The organism is Frankia sp. ACN1ag, assembly GCF_001414035.1.
GTDB lineage: Bacteria > Actinomycetota > Actinomycetes > Frankiales > Frankiaceae > Frankia > Frankia torreyi.
In genome coordinates this window covers 79,692-99,318 of sequence record NZ_LJPA01000028.1, presented here as the reverse complement: position 1 = coordinate 99,318, position 19,627 = coordinate 79,692, and the positions used below count along the sequence as shown (strand labels likewise).

The 19,627-nt window shown below is 73.7% G+C and carries 13 protein-coding genes and 3 pseudogenes; 13 read left to right on the top strand and 3 right to left on the bottom strand.

Going from position 1 to position 19,627, the window contains the following annotated elements:
- Positions 1-22: 22 nt before the first annotated feature.
- A complete protein-coding gene (locus UK82_RS22800; RefSeq protein WP_044886238.1) occupies positions 23-1,060 on the top strand; it encodes a methionine synthase in 1,038 nt (345 codons plus the stop codon).
- Entirely contained in the window at positions 1,057-3,246 is a 2,190-nt protein-coding gene (ligA, locus tag UK82_RS22795; RefSeq protein WP_063870510.1) for an NAD-dependent DNA ligase LigA, read from the top strand. Before UK82_RS22800 ends, ligA begins: the two co-directional genes overlap by 4 nt.
- A 53-nt stretch (positions 3,247-3,299) precedes the next feature.
- Here ligA and UK82_RS43095 read toward each other — a convergent pair.
- From UK82_RS43095 to UK82_RS39650, 3 pseudogenes are all read right to left on the bottom strand, one after another.
- Positions 3,300-3,847: pseudogene (locus UK82_RS43095) on the bottom strand (amino acid-binding protein); the annotation flags it as partial.
- A 1-nt stretch (position 3,848) separates the two neighbouring features.
- Positions 3,849-3,918, bottom strand: a pseudogene (locus tag UK82_RS41645) (hypothetical protein); the annotation flags it as partial.
- Between the two features lies 1 nt (position 3,919).
- A pseudogene (locus UK82_RS39650) lies at positions 3,920-3,998 on the bottom strand (amino acid-binding protein); the annotation flags it as partial.
- Between the two features lie 350 nt (positions 3,999-4,348).
- Between UK82_RS39650 and gatC the strand changes: the two are divergent.
- From gatC to leuA, 11 genes are all read left to right on the top strand, one after another.
- The gene (gene gatC / locus UK82_RS22785; RefSeq protein ID WP_044886236.1) at positions 4,349-4,645 is read left to right on the top strand and encodes an Asp-tRNA(Asn)/Glu-tRNA(Gln) amidotransferase subunit GatC; all 297 of its coding nucleotides are present in this window, start codon (positions 4,349-4,351) and stop codon (positions 4,643-4,645) included.
- 13 nt (positions 4,646-4,658) lie between these two features.
- Entirely contained in the window at positions 4,659-6,191 is a 1,533-nt protein-coding gene (gatA, locus tag UK82_RS22780) for an Asp-tRNA(Asn)/Glu-tRNA(Gln) amidotransferase subunit GatA (RefSeq protein WP_044886235.1), read from the top strand.
- Positions 6,192-6,282: 91 nt separating this feature from the next.
- Positions 6,283-6,549 (top strand): hypothetical protein, encoded by a 267-nt coding sequence (locus tag UK82_RS22775; RefSeq protein WP_044886234.1) that lies wholly within the window; start codon positions 6,283-6,285, stop codon positions 6,547-6,549.
- A gap of 43 nt (positions 6,550-6,592) precedes the next feature.
- Positions 6,593-8,110: an Asp-tRNA(Asn)/Glu-tRNA(Gln) amidotransferase subunit GatB gene (gene gatB, locus UK82_RS22770; RefSeq protein WP_044886233.1), complete on the top strand. Its 1,518-nt coding sequence runs from the start codon at positions 6,593-6,595 to the stop codon at positions 8,108-8,110.
- 489 nt (positions 8,111-8,599) lie between these two features.
- Positions 8,600-10,447, top strand: coding sequence for a penicillin-binding transpeptidase domain-containing protein (locus UK82_RS22765; protein ID WP_055409170.1), 1,848 nt, complete (start codon positions 8,600-8,602; stop codon positions 10,445-10,447).
- 258 nt (positions 10,448-10,705) lie between these two features.
- The gene (locus tag UK82_RS22760; protein WP_313949827.1) at positions 10,706-12,637 is read left to right on the top strand and encodes an acetolactate synthase large subunit; all 1,932 of its coding nucleotides are present in this window, start codon (positions 10,706-10,708) and stop codon (positions 12,635-12,637) included.
- Between the two features lie 40 nt (positions 12,638-12,677).
- Positions 12,678-13,202: an acetolactate synthase small subunit gene (gene ilvN / locus UK82_RS22755; protein WP_044886230.1), complete on the top strand. Its 525-nt coding sequence runs from the start codon at positions 12,678-12,680 to the stop codon at positions 13,200-13,202.
- A gap of 124 nt (positions 13,203-13,326) precedes the next feature.
- A complete protein-coding gene (gene ilvC / locus UK82_RS22750) occupies positions 13,327-14,319 on the top strand; it encodes a ketol-acid reductoisomerase (RefSeq protein WP_044886229.1) in 993 nt (330 codons plus the stop codon).
- Positions 14,320-14,669: 350 nt separating this feature from the next.
- Complete coding sequence (gene serA / locus UK82_RS22745) at positions 14,670-16,262, top strand: phosphoglycerate dehydrogenase (RefSeq protein ID WP_044886228.1); 1,593 nt, start codon at positions 14,670-14,672, stop codon at positions 16,260-16,262.
- A gap of 348 nt (positions 16,263-16,610) precedes the next feature.
- Positions 16,611-17,435, top strand: a complete 825-nt coding sequence (locus UK82_RS22740; protein WP_055409167.1) for a septum formation family protein — start codon at positions 16,611-16,613, stop codon at positions 17,433-17,435.
- Positions 17,436-17,776: 341 nt separating this feature from the next.
- Positions 17,777-19,546: a 2-isopropylmalate synthase gene (gene leuA, locus UK82_RS22735; RefSeq protein ID WP_044886226.1), complete on the top strand. Its 1,770-nt coding sequence runs from the start codon at positions 17,777-17,779 to the stop codon at positions 19,544-19,546.
- The last annotated feature ends 81 nt before the right edge of the window (positions 19,547-19,627 follow it).

Genomic DNA, 19,627 nt, shown 5'->3' with positions numbered 1-19,627 from the left:
CACAATGGCGGGATGAGTTCCGATGAGCACTGAGGCCGGCCCCGCGCCGCTGTGGCCGGCCGGCGCGGCCACCGGGGTGGGTTCGCTGCCGGGCACCGACCCGGTCGAGGCTACGAAGTCGGTGTTCGACGAGCTGCCGGACCTGCCGCACCTGCCGGAGCTGCCGGCCCGTGGGCCCGGCGCCGCGATGATCGGCCGGTCGGCGGCGATCCTGCTCGACCTGCCCGTCGACCTGCAGCCGGCCGGCTGGCGGTTGGTGCCCCGGCCGGGCCTGGACCTGCGCCGTTCCCGGGATCTGCTCAGGTGGGACCTGGACGCGTTGACCGAGGTCGCCGCCGGTTACTCCGGGCCGCTCAAGGTCGCCGTGGCCGGGCCGTGGACGCTGGCCGCCGAGCTCGAACTGCCCCGCGGGCACAAGGCGCTGTCCGACGCCGGCGCCACCCGGGACCTCGCCGAGGCGCTCGCCGCCGGTCTGGCCGACCATCTCGGCGACATCGCCCGCCGGGTTCCGGACGCGCGGCTGGTCCTCCAGCTCGACGAGCCGTCGCTGCCGCTGGTGCTGGCCGGCCGGGTGCGCACGCCCAGCGGCTTCTCGGTGGTGCCGGCCGTCGAGGAGGGCCTGGTGGTCCAGCGGCTGCGCGCACTCGCCGACGCCACCCGGGCGCTGGCCGGCGTCGCCGGGGTCGGCGTGCACTGCTGTGCGGCGGACGTGCCGCTGGCCGCGCTGCGCGGCGCCGGGATGGACTTCGTCGGGCTCGACGCCGCCCTGCTGACCCGCGCCCAGGACGACGCCGTCGGCGAGCTCGTGGAGGCCGGGGTGCGGCTCATCGCGGGCCTGGTGGCCACCCGCGGCGGAGCGGCGAATCTGTCGGACGTCCGCCGTACCGTCGAACCCGTCACTGCACTGTGGAGCCGGCTCGGATTCCGGCCCGAACAGCTTGGGGAGGTGGTCGCCGTGGCACCCGCGTGCGGCCTTGCGGGATTCGGTGTCGACGAGGCCAGGGCGGTCATGCGGCACTGCCGCCGGGCGGGCCGCGTCCTGGTCGACGCGCCGGCATGAGCGCGCCACTGGGCTCCGGTGACGTGGCGGCCGTCGCGGCCGCGGCTGCGGCGAAACCGACCGTCGCCGCTTCCGTCGCGGACCGGTCCCGCGCCGCCGAGCTCGCCCGCGAGCTGGACGAGCACGCCTACCGGTACTACGTGCTGGACTCGCCGACCGTCTCCGACGCCGAGTACGACCGGCTGATGCGTGAGCTCACCGCGATCGAGGAGCGCCACCCCGATCTGCGCACCCCGGACTCGCCGACGCAGAAGGTGGCCGGGTCGTACTCGACCCTGTTCACCCCGGTCGAGCATCTCGAGCGGCTGCTGTCGCTGGACAACGTTTTCGACGACGACGAGTTCCACCTGTGGGCCGCGCGCGCGGCGCGGGAGACCGAGGTCGACGGCTGGCTGTGCGAGCTGAAGATCGACGGGCTCGCCGTCGATCTCGTCTACGCCGACGGCCGGCTCGTGCGCGCGGCGACCCGCGGCGACGGGCGCACGGGGGAGGACATCACCCCCAACATCCGCACGCTGGCGAGCGTGCCGACCCGGCTGCGCGGGGCGGGCGTGCCGGAGCTGCTGGAGGTCCGCGGCGAGGTCTTCTTCCCCACCGAGAAGTTCGCCGAGCTCAACGCGTCACTGGTGGCCGGCGGCGGCAAGCCGTTCGCCAACCCGCGCAACGCCGCCGCCGGGTCGCTGCGGCAGAAGGATCCCCGGGTCACCGCCACCCGCCCGCTCGACATCATCGTGCATGGGCTGGGGGCGCAGCGCGGGTTCGACGCCCCCTCCCAGTCCGCGGCCTACGCCCGGTTCGCCGAGTTCGGTCTGCCCGTCTCGACCCACTTCGAAGTACTGGCGTCGGTGGCCGACGTGCTGGCGTTCATCCACCGCTGGGGGCGGGGCCGCCACGACGTCGAGCACGAGATCGACGGGGTGGTCGTCAAGGTCGACGCGTTCGCGTTGCAACGGCGGCTGGGGTCGACGTCGAAGGCGCCGCGGTGGGCGGTGGCCTTCAAGTACCCGCCCGAGGAGGTCACGACGAAGCTGCGCGACATCCGGGTGAACGTCGGCCGCACGGGCCGGGTGACCCCGTTCGGCGAGCTCGAACCGGTGCTCGTCGCCGGCTCCACGGTGGGCCTGGCGACCCTGCACAACGTCGACGAGGTCGGCCGCAAGGGCGTCCTGATCGGCGACACGGTCGTGCTGCGCAAGGCCGGCGACGTGATTCCGGAGATCGTCGGCCCGGTCGTCGACCTGCGCGACGGCACCGAGCGTGCCTTCGTCATGCCCACCCACTGCCCCGAGTGCGGCACCGAGCTGGTGCGCCCCGAGGGCGAGGTGGACATCCGCTGCCCGAACACCGTCTCCTGCCCGGCGCAGCTCCGTGAGTCGATCTTCCACATCGCCTCGCGGGGCGCGCTGGACATCGACGGCCTGGGCTACGAGACGGCGATCGCCCTGCTCGAGGCCGACCGGGTCGGCGACATCGGCGACATCTTCCACCTGACGCCGGAGTCGTTCGAGGGGCTGCGCGGCTTCGGCCAGAAGAAGATCGACCAGATCCTGCGCGGCGTCGAGGCGGCCCGCCACCGGCCGCTGTGGCGGCTGCTGGTCGGCCTGTCCATCCGCCACGTCGGGCCGACCGCGGCGCGTGCGCTCGCGCGGGAGCTGCGCTCGCTCGACGCGATCGCCGCCGCCCCCGCCGAGCAGCTCGCCGCCGTCGAGGGCGTCGGTCCGAAGATCGCCAGTGCGGTGGTGGACTGGTTCGCCGACGCCCGCCACCGTGACATCGTCGCCCGCATCGCCGCCGGTGGCGCGTCGCTCGCCGACGCCGGGGCCGAGGAGGGCCCCCGCCCGCTCGACGGCGTCGCGGTGGTCATCACCGGGACGCTCGAGGGCTGGAGCCGGGACTCGGCGACCGAGGCGGTGCAGGGCCGCGGGGGTAAGGTCACCGGTTCGGTGAGCAAGAAGACGGCCTTCGTCGTCGTCGGCGCCGATCCGGGGGCGGCCAAGTACGACAAGGCGCGCAGCCTCGGCGTGCCGGTGCTGGACGAGGCCGGGTTCGCCGTGCTGCTCGAACGGGGCGCGGACGCCGCGCGCGAGCGGGCCGTGCCCACCGACGCACCGAATGCGCAGGATGCCCCGGATGACGTCGGCGCCCGCCAGACGGCGCAGGCGGCGGACGACGCCCTGCCGGGGTGACCCGGGGCGGGGTCGACCCGGGGCGGGGGATGGCGGGCGCGCGGGCCGTCCCGTCAGGGGCGGTCCGTCCTGCTCAGGCTCGCCGCGATGCCGGCGAGGTGAGCCAGCCGCTCGATCTCGGAGGGTCGGAAGACCGGGCCGCCCGGGCGGCCGATGAGAATGACCAGCCGATCGCAGCCGACGGGCGCCGCGGCGAGCTCCATGCTGACCGCCTCCCAGCGAGGCGGGAAGGTGCCCTCGTCCGGCCCGATCCGCCGCGCACGGTCCAGCGGCAGCCAGGGCAGCGGTAACCGGACCCGTTCGGGCACCCCGAGGTCGTCCCCGCCGAGGGTGGGCGCGCCGACCGAGGTCTCCCGCACCCGCACGTCGCCCGCACCGACGTGTTCGAGCAGCACCGCCCAGTCGGCGTTGAACACGCCCGGGGCCAGCTCCGTCAGGGTCGCCGCGGCGTCGATCGGCCGCTCGGTCAGCGCGTCGACGAGGTCGAGGTCGCTGGCCACGCCGCCGCCGTCCGCAAGGAACGGGCGCAGCGACTCGACGACCACCCCCGGCACCGAGTGGGCCGCGCTCATCGCCCGATCCGCGAGTCCGCCCGGCGGCANCATGACGAGCAGGTCGTCCACCGCGCCGGCGGCGGTGCGCTCCACGACGGTGACGCTGACGATGTCGATGNCGGCGGCGCCCAGGGCGGTGGCGACGGCGCCGAGGGTGCCCGGGCGGTCCGGCAACACGACACGCAGCAGGTACGACATGTAGTTGAGCATGCACAAAGAGTGTGTCGTCGGCATGGCCGACCGGTCACGCCGAGATGACGCGCCGCGCCGATGCCTGCCTGGTCAGGGGCCCGGCGGGCGGTGCCGGCCGAGCGGCCGCCGCCACCGCGGGGTCGGCTCGGCCGGCAGGTCGGCGGGCGGGGTCCGTCCCGGTCGTGCCGCGGCCCGTACCATGACATGACGTCGACGCGGCGAAGCGTCCGGTCCGGTTCTCCCCCCGCGGCCAGCCTCCGGGCGGCCCGGAGTCCCCGGCTTTCCCGGCTGCCGCCCGCGGCACGCACGACCAGTCACGGGCCTCGCGCCCACCGCCCACGAAGGGGCCACACGCCATGGGGATCACGCGGGACGAGGTAGCCCACCTCGCCCGGCTGTCGCGGATGTCGGTGACCGACGACGAGCTGGACGCGCTGGCACCGCAGCTCGAGGCGATCCTGTCGGCGGTCGCCCGGGTCTCCGAGGTCGCCGCGGCGGACATCCCGCCGACCAGTCACGCCGTGCCGCTGACGAACGTCTTCCGCCCGGACGTCGCCCGCCCGTCGCTGACCGCCGCCGAGGCCCTGGCCGGCGCCCCCGCCACCGAGGACGGCCGCTTCCGGGTGCCCCGCATCCTTGATCCGGACGAGTGAGGTCGCCGCCCGCATGACGGACCACCCAACACCTTCCCCCACGACCACTCCGGCCGCCGCGGCCGACGTCGTGCACCTGACCGCCGCGGCCACGGCGGCGGCGATCGCCGCCGGCGAGCTGAGCGCCGTCGAGGCGACCCAGGCCGCGCTCGACCGCATCGCCAAGGTCGACGACACCATCCACGCCTTCCTCCACGTCGACCCCGAGGGCGCGCTCGCCGCGGCCCGCTCCGTCGACGAGCGCCGGGCCGCCGGGGAGCGGCTCGGCCCGCTCGCCGGGGTGCCGCTGGCGCTCAAGGATGTCCTGACCGCCCGCGGGATGCCGACCACCTGCGGCAGCCGGATCCTCGAGGGCTGGCACGCGCCCTACGACGCGACCGTGGTCAGCCGGCTGCGCGCGGCGGACGTCGTCCTGCTCGGCAAGGTCAACATGGACGAGTTCGCGATGGGTTCCTCCACGGAGAACTCGGCCTACGGGCCGACGCGCAACCCGTGGGACACCACCCGCATCCCCGGCGGCAGCAGTGGCGGCAGCGCGGCGGCGGTCGCCGCCTTCGAGGCGCCGCTGGCGATCGGCACCGACACCGGCGGCTCCATCCGCCAGCCGGCCGCGGTCTGCGGGCTGGTCGGGGTGAAGCCCACCTACGGCGGCGTGAGCCGCTACGGCCTGGTCGCCTTCTCCAGCTCGCTGGACCAGGCCGGTCCGCTGGCCCGCACCGTCACCGACGCGGCGCTGCTGCACGCCGCGATCGCCGGCCACGACCCGCTCGACTCCACCAGCGTGGATGTGCCGGTGCCCGCGGTGGTCGAGGCGGCGGGCCGGCGCGACATCCGCGGCCTGCGGGTCGGCGTCGTGCGGGAGCTCGCCGGCGAGGGCTACGACCCGGGGGTGCAGGCCGCCTTCGCCGCCGCCGTCGAGACGCTCACCGACCTCGGCGCCGAGGTCGTCGAGGTGAGCTGCCCGCACTTCACCTACGCGCTGGCGGCCTACTACCTGATCGCGCCGAGCGAGTGTTCGTCCAACCTGGCCCGCTTCGACGCGATGCGGTTCGGGCTGCGAGTCGGCGACGACGGCCAGGCCGGCGCCGAGGAGGTCATGAGCCGCACCCGCGAAGCCGGCTTCGGCCCGGAGGTGAAACGGCGGATCATCCTCGGCACCTACGCACTGTCCTCGGGCTACTACGACGCCTACTACGGCCAGGCGCAGAAGGTCCGCACGTTGATCAGCCGGGACTTCGCCGCCGCGTTCGAGCAGGTCGACGTGCTGGTCTCGCCCACCACCCCGACCCCGGCGTTCCCGCTCGGGGCGAAGGTCGACGATCCGGTCGCCATGTACCTGTCGGACCTGTGCACCATCCCGTCGAACCTGGCCGGCGGCCCGGCGATGAGCCTGCCGGCGGGCCTGGCGGACGGGCTGCCCGTGGGCATCCAGATCATGGCGCCGCCGTTCGCCGACGACCGGCTCTACCTGGTCGGTGGGGCGCTGGAGGAGGCGCTGGACGCCCGGCGCGGCCATGCGCTGCTCGACGAGGCCCCGGCACTGTGACCGGCCAGGAGGTGCGGACCGGCCAGGAGGTGCGGACCGGCCAGCAGGTGCGGACCGGGCCGGGGACGGGGCAGCACGGCGGGGGTCTGCGATGGTGAGTCTGCGCAGCGGGCGGCAGGACCGTCTGCTGGTCGTCGTGGTCTGGCTGCTGACCGTCGTGGTGCTGGGCCTCGGCATCGCGACGGTGAACCCGATCCTGCTCGTCTGGGGCGTGCTGGGCCTGCCGGCCGCGGTGTTCCTCAGCTACGTGCACCTGCGCGACACCCGCCCGCCAGCCGGACCCGGTGGATCCGGTGGACCCGGTGGCGCCGAGACCACCTCCGCCGAGCCCGGCTCCGCCGACGATTCGTCGTCATGACCGGCCGACCCGCGCATCCAGCGACCCACGAGGAGTACCCCCGGTGAGCACTGCGGCTCCCGCCAGCGCGCTGCCCTCCTACGCCGACGCGCTCGCCCGTTACGAGCCGGTGATCGGGTTGGAGACGCACGTCGAGCTCGGCACCGTCTCCAAGATGTTCTGCGGCTGCCCCACGGCGTTCGGCGCCGAGCCCAACACCCAGGTCTGCCCGGTCTGCCTCGGCCTGCCCGGCGCCCTGCCGGTGGTCAACGAGGCGGCGGTGCGTTTCGCCGTCATGATCGGCCTCGCGCTGCACTGCGACATCGCGTCCTGGTGCCGGTTCGCCCGCAAGAACTACTTCTACCCGGACATGCCGAAGAACTTCCAGATCAGCCAGTACGACGAGCCGCTGTGCACGGACGGCTGGCTCGACGTCGAGATCGACGGCGAGGTGCACCGGGTCGGGATCACCCGCGTGCACATGGAGGAGGACACCGGCAAGTCACTGCACGTCGGCGGCGCCACCGGGCGCATCCACGGGGCGACCCACTCGCTGGTCGACTACAACCGGGCCGGGATCCCGCTCGTCGAGATCGTCACCGAGCCCGACGTCCGCTCGCCGGAGGTGGCCCGCGCCTACGTCGACGAGCTGCGCGAGCTGATCCGCGCTCTCGACGTGTCCGACGTGCGGATGGAGCAGGGCTCGCTGCGCTGCGACGCGAACGTCTCGCTGCGCCGCCGCCCCGCCCCCGGTGAGCCCGACGCCCCGTTCGGCACCCGCACCGAGACGAAGAACCTCAACTCGTTGCGGTCGGTGGAGCGGGCCGTGCGCTACGAGATCACCCGCCAGGCCGGCCTGCTCGACGACGGCGAGCGGATCCTCCAGGAGACCCGCCACTTCGACGAGGCCTCCGGGCGGACGTCGCCGGGCCGGTCCAAGGAGGAGGCGACCGACTACCGGTACTTCCCGGAGCCGGACCTGACCCCGCTGGCGCTGCCCGCGCAGTACATCGACGAGCTGCGCGTCGGCCTGCCGGAGCTGCCCGCGGCGCGCCGCACCCGGCTCATCGCCGAGCACGGCTACACCGCGCGGGACCTGACCGACATGCGCAACGCCGGGGTGCTGGACCTGGTGGAGCAGACCGTGGCCGCCGGGGCGACCCCGGCGGCGGCGCGCAAGTGGTGGCTCAACGAGCTGGCGCGTCGCGCCGCCGATGCCGGTAGCCAGCCGAGCGACCTCGCGATCAGCGCGGCCGACGTCGCGCGGATCACCGTGCTCGTCGCCGGCGGCGAACTCACCGACGCGCTCGCCCGCAAGGTCATCGACGGCGTGCTGGCGGGGGAGGGCACCCCGGACGAGGTCGTCGCCGGGCGCGGCCTCGCCGTCGTCGCGGACGACGGGGCGCTCACGGCGGCGGTCGACGCCGCCATCGCCGCAGCACCGGACATCGCGGAGAAGGTCCGCGGCGGCAAGGTCAACGCCGTCGGCCCGCTGGTCGGCGCGGTGATGAAGGCGATGAGGGGCCAGGCGGACGCGGCGAGCGTGCGCGGCCTGCTGCTGGAGCGCCTCGGCGCGTCCTGATCGGCGGGGCGTTTCCGGCAGAGCTGGCGGGCACGCATCCCGGGCGGATGGAGCGGCACCGGCGCCCGCCGCGCCTGCACCGGCGCGCCGCCACGCCAGGTCCTGCCCCTCGTCGGCTGACCGCGGTCCGTCCGCCGGGCCGCCTGCGCGCCGATACCCCGGGCTCCGGGGACGCGGTCCAGGGCCGCCCCGGACCGGATCGGGCGCCGGATATGATCGCCATCGCGGTGTTTGCGGAAAACCTGGCCGCTAATCCTCATGCGGGGGATACGGCCTGGTTGGGCGTAGTCATCCGGGTTCGGGGTGTCAGCCGGGGTGCCGAAGGTTGCCCCGGCGTGACCTGGGCCCGGGAAGACCACGTTTTCCTTCCGTGTCGGACCCGCGTGTCGAGTTGCCGACGCCGACCGGCGCGTCGGGTGCGCAGTGCCGGGGGCCTTCGTAGGGTGGGTCTCCGATCGGGCAGTCGTCTGCGAGGGGAGGCGTCTCGTCATGCCCCTCACTCCGTCCGGATTCACCGCGTCGACCTCGCGCCGTCGTGGCCGCGGCCGGCGGCGGGCGATCATCGCCGCCGTGGTGGTCGTCGTCCTGGCCGCCGGCAGCGGGGTCGGCTACGTGCTGAAGAACCGGTCCGACGCGCGGGCGGCCGACCACCGGGCCCAGGCCGCGGCGGCGGCCTACCTCGCCGCCTGGCGAACCCTGACCACCACTGGCGGGACGGCGACCAGCACCCCGGCCGGCGCGGCGCCCCCGGCCAGCGCCGCCCCGGCCAGCGCCGCCCCGGCCAGCGCCGCCCCGGGTGGCGGGAGCGGTGCGGCGGCGACACCGGCCGCGGCCGGGGCGGGGGCCACCGGGTCGGCCGCGGCCAGCGGCCGTGACGGAGCCGGTCGGGCCGCGGTGAGCGCGGTGACCGTGCCCGGCAGCATCGACGTCGCGGCCCTGCTGACCACGATGGCCGACGTGCGGGACCGGCTGCTGGTCACCGGGGCCACCTTCACCCCGGGATCGATCGACCGCAACGGCAAGGCGGCGAGGGCGCCCTACGCGGCCCGGCTCGACCTGTCCGGCCTGCCGGCGCCGCTGGAGTACGCGGGCGTGCTGAACCTCGTCGACACCGGCCGGGGGTGGAAGGTCCGGGCGGAGCCGGCGTCCGTGCATCCCGCCCTGCGCCCCGGGCTGCACCTGGACCGGACCGCCTCGACCGGCCACCGCGGCGACCTGCTCGCCGCCGGCGGCCAGCCGCTGCGCGACTCCGGGGACCTCGCCGGCAACCTCGTCGGCCGGACCGACCCGCTGTCCGGGCTGCAACGCGTCTACGACGACCGGCTGCGCGCCCAGGGCGGTGCCGTCGTCGTGCGCGACGCGCGGGGCGCCACCGTCCAGACGCTGCACACCTACCCGATGACCGACGGCGAGTCGGTCCGGACGACCCTCGACCTGCGGGTCCAGCAGGCCGCCGAGACGGCGCTCGCGACCGCCGCCCGACCCACCGCGGCGATGGTCGCCATCGACACCCGCACCGGCGGCGTGCTGGCGCTGGCGAACCACCCGCCGAGCGGGGCGAGCCGCGCCGTGCGCGGCAAGTACCCGCCGGGCTCCACCTTCAAGATCGTGACGGCCACCGCCGCACTGATGAACGGCAAGGCGGCGAACACCCCGCTGGACTGCACCCAGACGGTCAGCGTGGGCGGGCGGACCTTCCAGAACGCCGAGTCCGAGCAGTTCGGGCCCATCCCGCTGCGGACCGCCTTCGCCAAGAGCTGCAACACCGCCTTCATTCGGCTGGAGGAGTCGCTGCCGTCCGACGCCCTGGAGAAGGCCGCCCAGCTCTACGGCTTCGACGGCCAGGCGCCGCTGGACATCGCCAGCGTCGGGGGGAGCTTCCCGACCCCGCGCGACTCGGTCGAGTCCGCCTCGGCGTCGATCGGACAGGCCCGCATCGAGGTCTCGCCCCTGCAGATGGCGAGCGTGGCGGCGGCCGTCGCCAGCGGCACCTGGCGCCAGCCGTTCGTCGCCGGCCAGCCGGCGCGCAGCAACGCCATCCCGCCCGCGGTGCTCCCGCCGTTGCGGGACTTCATGCGGGCTGTCGTCACCGAGGGCACCGCCGCGAGCGTGCCGATGCCCGGCGAGGTCTACGGCAAGACCGGCACGGCCGAATACGCCGACGGCGACCCGCCGCCCACCCACGCCTGGTTCGTCGGTTACCGGGGTGACGTGGCCTTCGCCGTCGTCGTCGAGGACGGCGGCTTCGGCGCCGAGACGGCGGCCCCGGTCGCGGCCCGCTTCCTGACCGCCCTCGACGGGGGCGCGGTGGCCGCGCCCGGCTCCGGCGGTCGCTGATCCCGCTCCGCCCGCCGGGCGGCCTGGCCGACTCTGCCCGCCCGCCGGGCGGCCTCGCAGACCCCCTGCCGGCATCCCCCGTGATCCGCCGGCAGGGTCGCCGGGTCGGCCACCTGCGGTCGCTGCTTGACGTACGGCCCGATCTCCGGCACGGTATGTCTGTGCACAGTCAGATTCTCGTACGTTCAGAGCGCGCGTAGTCGACGACCTCGACCCCGTGCGCCGCCCCTCAGTGCCCTAGGCACGAGGGGCTTTTTCGTGCCCAGCCCCGCGTTCGTGATCCACCCCCGTGTTCGTGATCCAGCCCCGTCACGTGACCGAGCCCCAGCGCGCGCCCCCGCGTTCCGCCCGCCGAGACCACCCGCTGTCGCAGATTCCCGGCCTGTCAAGGAAGACGCCCAGATGACACGAGAGATCACCGGAGCCCAGTCGCTCGTCCACTCCCTCGAGGCGGTCGGAGCGGATGTGGTCTTCGGCATCCCCGGCGGCGCGATCCTGCCCGCCTACGACCCGTTGTACGACTCCACGCGGGTGCGCCACATCCTCGTCCGGCACGAGCAGGGTGCCGGCCACGCGGCCGAGGGGTACGCGCAGGCCACCGGGCGGGTGGGGGTGTGCATGGCGACGTCCGGTCCGGGGGCGACGAACCTGGTCACCCCGATCGCGGACGCCTACATGGACTCGGTGCCGATGGTCGCGATCACCGGGCAGGTGGCCAGCGCCGCGATCGGGACGGACGCCTTCCAGGAGGCGGACATCTGCGGTATCACCCTGCCCATCACCAAGCACAACTTCCTCGTCCAGTCCGTCGACGACATCCCGCGGACGATCGCCGAGGCGTTCCACCTGGCGGGCACGGGGCGTCCCGGCCCCGTCCTGGTCGACCTGCCCAAGGACATCCTGCAGTCGGTCACGTCGGTGCTGCCGCACGAGATCTGGCCGCCCACACTCGACCTGCCCGGCTACCGCCCGATCACCCGCCCGCACAGCAAGCAGGTGCGGGAGGCGGCGAAGCTGATCAGCGCCTCCCGGCGTCCGGTGCTGTACATCGGCGGCGGTGTGCTCAAGGCGCGCGCCGCCGCGGAGCTGCGCACGCTGGCGGAGATGACCGGCATCCCGGTGGTCACCACGCTGATGGCCCGCGGCGCCTTCCCCGACTCGCACCCCCAGCACCTGGGCATGCCCGGCATGCACGGCTCGGTCGCCGCGGTGACCGCGTTGCAGAAGGCGGACCTGCTCATCACCCTCGGCGCCCGCTTCGACGACCGGGTCACCGGCCGGCTGGCCTCGTTCGCGCCGAAGGCCGCGATCATCCACGCCGACATCGATCCCGCCGAGATCGGCAAGAACCGGACCGCCGACGTGCCCATCGTCGGCGACTGCCGAGAGGTGATCAACGAGCTGATCGCCGCGCTGGCCGCCGAGCCCCGTCCGGAACTCGAGGGCTGGTGGCACACCCTGGACGGCTGGCGGCGCACCTACCCGCTGGGCTACGACACCCCGGCCGACGGGTCGCTGGCGCCGCAGCACGTCATCGAGCGGCTCGGCCGCATCTCGGGCCCGGAGACGATCTTTGCGGCCGGGGTCGGCCAGCATCAGATGTGGGCCGCCCAGTTCATCTCGTACGAGAACCCCTACACCTGGCTGAACTCCGGCGGCGCCGGGACGATGGGCTTCGCCGTGCCGGCGGCGATGGGCGCCAAGGTCGGCCGCCCGGATGCGACCGTGTGGGCGATCGACGGCGACGGCTGCTTCCAGATGACCAACCAGGAGCTCGCCACCTGCGCGCTCGAGGGCATCCCGATCAAGGTCGCGATCATCAACAACGGCTCGCTCGGCATGGTCCGGCAGTGGCAGACCCTGTTCTACGACAAGCGCTACTCGAACACCGAGCTCGGCACGCACCCGGCGTCGCCGCGGACCGGTGTCAAGCGGGTGCCCGACTTCGTCCGCCTCGCCGAGGCGCTGGGCTGCGTCGGCCTGCGCTGCGACTCGGCCGCCGAGGTCGACGCGACGATCGAGAAGGCGATGGCGATCGACGACGCCCCCGTGGTCGTGGACTTCGTCGTCCACCCCGACGCCATGGTCTGGCCGATGGTCGCCGCCGGCGCGAGCAACGACGACATCCGGGTCGCCCGCGACCTCGCGCCCGACTTCGACTACTCCGGGGACGCCGAGGTGAACCTGTGACGGCCCCCGACCCGATCCCCGACCTCAGGAGCGCGAGATCATGACCCGGCACACCCTGTCCGTGCTGGTGGAGAACAAGCCGGGGGTGCTCGCCCGGGTCTCCGGGCTGTTCTCCCGGCGCGGGTTCAACATCGAGTCGCTCGCCGTCGGCCCGACCGAGCACCCGGACGTCTCCCGGATGACCATCGTCGTCGCGGTCGAGGACCTGCCGCTGGAGCAAGTGACCAAGCAGCTCAACAAGCTGGTCAACGTTCTGAAGATCGTCGAGATGGATACGTCCGTCTCGGTGCAGCGCGAGCTGATGCTGCTGAAGGTGCGCGCCGACCTGTCCGTCCGGTCGCAGGTGCTGGAGACCGTCACCCTGTTCCGTGCGAAGGTGGTCGACGTCGCCCCGGACGCCGTCACGATCGAGGCGACCGGCACCCGCGACAAGCTGGACGCCCTCATCCGGATGCTGGAGCCGTTCGGGATCCGGGAGCTCGTCCAGTCCGGCATGGTGGCGCTTGGCCGCGGCTCGCGGTCGATCACCGATCGCAGCCTGCGCGCCGTCGACCGGTCGGCCTGACCGGTCGACCCGTTCCACCCGCTTCACCCGGCCCGGCCGGCCGGGGCGTCCCGGCGCGTCCCGCGGCGATCCCGGTCGGGCCGCGCCCGCACCTCCCTTCACTCAACGAGGAGACACCCCCACGATGGTCGAGATCTACTACGACGACGACGCCTCGCTCGACGTCCTGGCCGGCCGCAAGGTCGCCGTCATCGGTTACGGCAGCCAGGGCCACGCGCACGCGCTGAACCTGCGCGACAGCGGCGTCGACGTGCGGGTCGGCCTGCCCGCGGACAGCCGCAGCCGGGCGAAGGCCGCCGAGGAGGGCCTGCGCGTGCTCACCCCGGCGGAGGCGTCCGCCGAGGCCGACATCATCATGCTGCTCACCCCGGACACCACCCACCGCAAGATCTACGCCGACTCCATCGCCCCGCACCTGAGCGAGGGCAAGGCGCTGGCGTTCGGGCACGGGTTCAACATCCGCTACGGGCTCATCGAGCCGCCGGCGGGCGTCGACGTGTTCATGGTGGCGCCGAAGGGCCCCGGTCACCTGGTGCGCCGGGTGTTCGAGGAGGGCAAGGGCGTGCCCGTCCTCGTCGCCGTCGAGAACGACGCCTCCGGCAACGCGCTCGCCGTCGCGCTGGCCTACGCCAAGGGCATCGGCGGCACCCGCGCCGGGGCGCTGCGCACCACCTTCACCGAGGAGACCGAGACCGACCTGTTCGGTGAGCAGGCCGTGCTCTGCGGCGGCACCAGCGCGCTGGTCCAGGCCGGGTTCGAGACGCTGGTCGAGGCGGGTTACACCCCCGAGGTCGCCTACTTCGAGTGCCTGCACGAGCTCAAGCTCATCGTCGACCTGATGTACGAGGGCGGCATCTCGCAGATGCGTTACTCGATCTCCGACACGGCCGAGTACGGCGACGTCACCCGCGGCCCGCGGGTGGTCACCCCGGCCGTCAAGGCCGAGATGCGCAAGATCCTCGACGAGATCCGGGACGGCACGTTCGCGCGCGAGTGGGTCGCCGAGGACGACAACGGCCGGCCGAACTTCACCAAGCTCGTGGAGGAGGGCAAGCAGCACCCGATCGAGCAGGTCGGCGCCAAGCTGCGGCCGCTGATGTCCTGGATCGCCAAGTAGACGCCGGGATCGCCAAGTAGACGCCGGGATCGCCGCGTAACGCCGGGATCGCCGAGCGGCAGGGTCGTCTGCCACCGCCGGACGTCGATGCCGGGCTCCGCCGCCGGATGGTGGCGGCGCCCGGCCGCCGAACGGCGAGGACAGCCGGACCACATCGCCGGGATCGCGCATTTCCGGGGGGACCGGTGCGCAAAGCGTTCGGCGGGCGCAGTCCGCGTCGGTAGGCTGGGCCCGCCGCGCCACCCGGCGCGCAGTCAGCACGCTCACCACCGCCAGGCCGACGGCCACGTGATCACACCTCGTTCCGCGCGTCGCCTCCGGCCTGACCAGAGGTTGCTAGGAGAGGTCCAGTGCCCGTCGTACTCGTTGCCGAGGAGCTGTCGCCGGCCGGGCTGGAGGTGCTGTCCGGGGACTTCGAGCTTCGTCACGTCGACGGCGCCGACCGGTCGGCCCTCCTGCCCGCGATCGCCGACGTCGACGCCGTGATCGTCCGTTCCGCCACCAAGATCGACGCGGAGGCGCTCGCGGCGGCGAGCCGGCTCAAGGTCGTCGCCCGGGCCGGCATCGGCCTGGACAACGTCGACGTCGCCGCCGCCACCCAGCGCGGCGTCATGGTCGTCAACGCGCCGACGTCGAACATCGTCAGCGCGGCCGAGCACGCGATCGCGCTGCTGCTCGCCGTCGCCCGCCGGGTCCCGGCGGCCAACCAGTCGCTGCGTGGCGGGGAGTGGAAGCGGTCGAAGTTCACCGGCGTCGAGCTGGTCGAGAAGACGCTCGGCGTCGTCGGCCTCGGCCGTATCGGGGTCCTCGTGGCGCAGCGGCTCGCCGGCTTCGGCATGAAGGTCATCGCCTATGACCCGTACGTGTCGGTGGCCCGCGCCTCCCAGCTCGGCGTCACCCTCGTCGACCTCGCCGAACTGCTGCGGCGCAGCGACGTGATCACGATCCACCTGCCCAAGACGCCGGAGACGCTCGGCCTGATCGGCGCCGAGGAGCTTGCCGGGACCAAGCCCGGCGTCATCATCGTCAACGCCGCCCGCGGCGGGCTCGTCGACGAGGCGGCGCTTGCCGAGGCGATCAGCTCCGGCCAGGTCGGTGGCGCCGGCATCGACGTCTTCGTCACCGAGCCGACGACCGCGTCGCCGCTGTTCGGTCTCGACAACGTGGTGGTCACCCCGCACCTCGGCGCCTCCACCCAGGAGGCCCAGGACAAGGCCGGGCTCGCCGTCGCCCGCTCGGTGCGCCTGGCGCTGCAGGGCGAGTTCGTGCCGGACGCGGTCAATGTGCAGGCCGGTGGGATCGTCGCCGAGGACGTCCGGCCGGGCCTGCCGCTCGCCGAGAAGCTGGGGCAGCTGTTCTCCGGGCTCGCCGGCGGGCTCGCCGCCGCCATCACCGTCGAGGTCCGAGGGGAGATCGCGGTCCACGACGTCTCGGTGCTCCAGCTCGCCGTACTCAAGGGCGTCTTCACCGACGTCATCGAGGAGCAGGTCACCTACGTCAACGCCCCGCTGCTGGCGAAGGAGCGCGGCGTCGATGTCACCCTGGAGACCTCCGAGGAGGGCTCCAGGGACTACCGCAACCTGGTGACCGTGCGCGGCGTGCTCGCCGACGGCACCCCGGTGTCGGTCAGCGGGACCCTCGTCGGTTCCCGGCAGGTCGAGAAGATCACCGCGATCGATGGCTTCGAGGTCGACATCCGACCCGAGGCGCACCTGGCGTTCTTCCGCTACGAGGACCGGCCCGGAATCGTCGGTGCGGTCGGCGCGCTGCTGGGCGAGGCGAACATCAACATCGCCAGTGCCCAGGTGAGCCGGCTCCAGGCGGGTGGGGAGGCGCTGATGTCGCTGTCGCTGGACGACGCGGTCGCCGCCGACATCCTGGCCGACATCGCGAAGATAATCGGCGCTTCCTACGCGCGCGCGGTCAGCATCCAGACCGAGTAGTGATCCAGGCGGAGTAGCGCCGGACCGGGCGGTCGGCAGCTCGCGCCCGACCCCCGGTATCGGGTGGCCGGTCGGTGCCGGACTGCGCAGTCGCGGCGGTGGCACCCCGGTGGGGGCGCGCCGCGGCGACCGGCGGGCGGGCCGGCCGACGGTACGGCGGCGGCGCGGCGGTCGGCTGCCGTCGGGGCGCTGCGACACCGCAGGTGGGCCGTCGGCGGCGGCCGGTCGGGGCCGCCCGCCAGGCCGGCGCGGCGGTGCCGGCCGCGCCGCTCTCGCCCGGAAGTGCCCGGAGTGATCTTTACGCCGAACATGCGGCTTTGGCTGGGTGTCGGGTTTACCGTGGCTAGCATGGCGTCGCGGCATCAGGACCCGTTCGAGGGGCTTCGCCTGGATGAGCGATTCGTCCGCGGAGCCCGCTTCCTCGAGCCGTCCGCGGCCGAACGCAGCCGGCAGCACGGCCGGACCGCATCCGGTCGTTGCCAGGTCGTTCCCGCTCCCCGCGGGCTGCCCGGGTTCTTTCACCGGCTCGTGGCGCCGCCGAAGCCGCCGGGACGCCCCCGGCAGATCGCCCAGATGGTCACCTTCATCGCCATCATCGTCGGGATGATCACTATCACGGTGGTGGCCCTGCGGCAGACGGCTACCCGGGGCGGGGCGGGCAGCGCCACCCGCCTGGCCGCACCGAGCGCGTCGCAGGACGGCGTGGCGAGCGCCGCGAGTGCCAGGCCCGCGGTCAGCGGCTCCCTGACCGGCCCTCCCGCCGGCTACGCGGTCGCCCCGGCACTGCTGGCCGCCCTGCACCGCGGCGACTGTCTGAACTGGACGCCCTACCCGGCAGGCGCACCCGTGCCGATGGTGCCGGTGGTCGCGGTCCGGGTGAGCTGCGACCGTCCGCACATCGACGAGGTCACCCGGCTGGTGAACCTCGCGCCGCTGTTCGGCCGCTGGCCCGGCGCGTCGGCGGTGACCCAGGTGGCGGACGCGCGCTGTGCCGGGGCGCTGCGCGACTTCGCCGGGGCCATCGACGCCACCCCGCACTACATCGTCGGCACGATCTACCCGTCCGAGCCGAGCTGGCAGGACGGCGCGCGCTCGGTTGCCTGTACGGTGCGCACGGACGACCTGCGGGCCCGCACCGGCCCGTTCCGGGCCATCGGCTCGATCGGCGCCTGAGGGCGCGGGCGGCCGATTCGCAGCGGGCGACCGAGGCGAGGCGCGACCGAGCCGCGGCGGCCCACCACCGACCGATCGGGCCGACATCGGGTACTGTTTATTCGCGATGCGTGCGCTGCTCCTCCTTAGCCGCCGCGGCGGGGCCTGATCCAGCTGGCTTCCCCGTCGCGGTGTTCTCGTGCGCCAGCGTCGGGATCCCCGCGGTCATGGTGGCCCGGCGGTCATGCCCAGCCCGGGCGGCCGCCCGTCCGACGCCGTGGAGGGATCTGCCGGCCCCCAAGTCCCCTGTGCGGTCGTGAGATCCGGTCGACGTGGGGCTCTTCCGAGGAAGCAGGAGCACGATGACCACGCAGCAGCCGTCCGGCATGCCGATCGAGAAGTACCAGGCGTTCACCCCCGTCCCGCTGCCGGACCGGACCTGGCCCGAGAAGTCGATCGTCCGCGCCCCGCAGTGGTGCAGCGTCGACCTGCGCGACGGCAACCAGGCACTGATCGACCCGATGACCCCCGCGCGCAAGATGCAGATGTTCGAGCTGCTGGTCGCGATGGGCTACAAGGAGATCGAGGTCGGGTTCCCCGCCGCGAGCCAGACCGACTTCGACTTCATCCGCCAGCTCATCGAGGAAGACCGCATCCCGGATGACGTCGTCATCCAGGTGCTGACCCAGGCGCGCGAGGAGCTGATCGAGCGGACGGCCGCGTCGCTGGTGGGCGCCGACCGGGCGCTGATCCACCTGTACAACTCGACGTCGACGCTGCAGCGGCGGGTCGTGTTCGGCCTGGACCGGGCCGGCGTCACCGAGATTGCCGTACAGGGCGCGCGCTGGTGCGTCCAGTACGCCGAGAAGCTGCTCGAGGGCACCGATGTGCGCTGGCAGTACAGCCCGGAGTCGTTCACCGGTACCGAGCTGGACTACGCCGTCGAGGTGTGCGAGGCGGTCATGGACGTGTGGTCGCCGACGCCGCAGCGGCCAGTCGTGCTGAACCTGCCGGCGACGGTCGAGATGTCGACGCCGAACGTCTACGCCGACCAGATCGAGTGGGTCGGGCGGAACCTGACGCGGCGCGATGCCGTGATCCTGTCGCTGCACCCGCACAACGACCGGGGCTGCGCGGTCGCCGCGGCGGAGCTCGGCGTGCTGGCCGGCGCGGACCGGGTCGAGGGCTGCCTGTTCGGCAACGGCGAGCGCACCGGCAACGTCTGCCTGGTCACCCTCGGTCTGAACCTGTTCTCGCAGGGCGTCGATCCGATGATCGATTTCTCGGACATCGACGGGGTCCGCCGGGCGGTCGAGTACTGCAACCAGCTACCCGTGCACCCCCGCCACCCCTACGGTGGCGACCTCGTCTACACCGCCTTCTCCGGCTCCCACCAGGACGCCATCAAGAAGGGCCTGGAGGCGATGGAACGGACCGGCCAGACCCGGTGGGAGGTGCCCTACCTGCCGATCGACCCCAAGGACGTGGGCCGCACCTACGAGGCCGTCATCCGGGTGAACAGCCAGTCCGGCAAGGGCGGCGTCGCCTACCTGCTGAAGTCGGAGCATTCGCTGGAACTGCCGCGACGGCTGCAGATCGAGTTCTCCGGAGTCGTGCAGCGCCACACCGACGCCGAGGGCGGCGAGGTCACCGCCGCGGAGCTGTGGCGGATCTTCCGTAGCGAGTACTTCCTCGACGGCGCCGAGACGGCGGGCCCGCTGGAGCTGCTGGGGTCGCGGACGAACGCCGCTTCGGGGGAGCGCGACGAGGTCTCGGTCTCGGTTCGGTTCGACGGCGCGGATTCGGTGCTCACCGGGGTCGGCAACGGCCCCATCGACGCCTTCGTGGCCGCCCTGGCGACCCGCGGCCTGAGCGTGCGCATCCTTGACTACAACGAGCACGCGCTGGGTTCGGGCGCCGACGCCCGGGCGGCGGCCTACCTCGAGGTCTCCGTCGACGACCGGGTGTACTGGGGGGTCGGCATCGATCCCAACATCGTCACCGCGTCGTTGCGGGCCGTCGTGAGCGCCGTCAACCGTGCCTCCCGTGACCGGGCGGCGGCGCCGGTCCCCGGGCCGGCCGTCGCGGCGCCGAGGGACGGCGGCCGGCCCGCCGCCGCACCGGTGGCCTGAGCCGGGCTCTCCGCGGGCATGACCGGCGGCCTGTGGCGGCCTTGCGGCTGCCGCAGGCCGCCGGCCGTGCCGCTGGGTCGA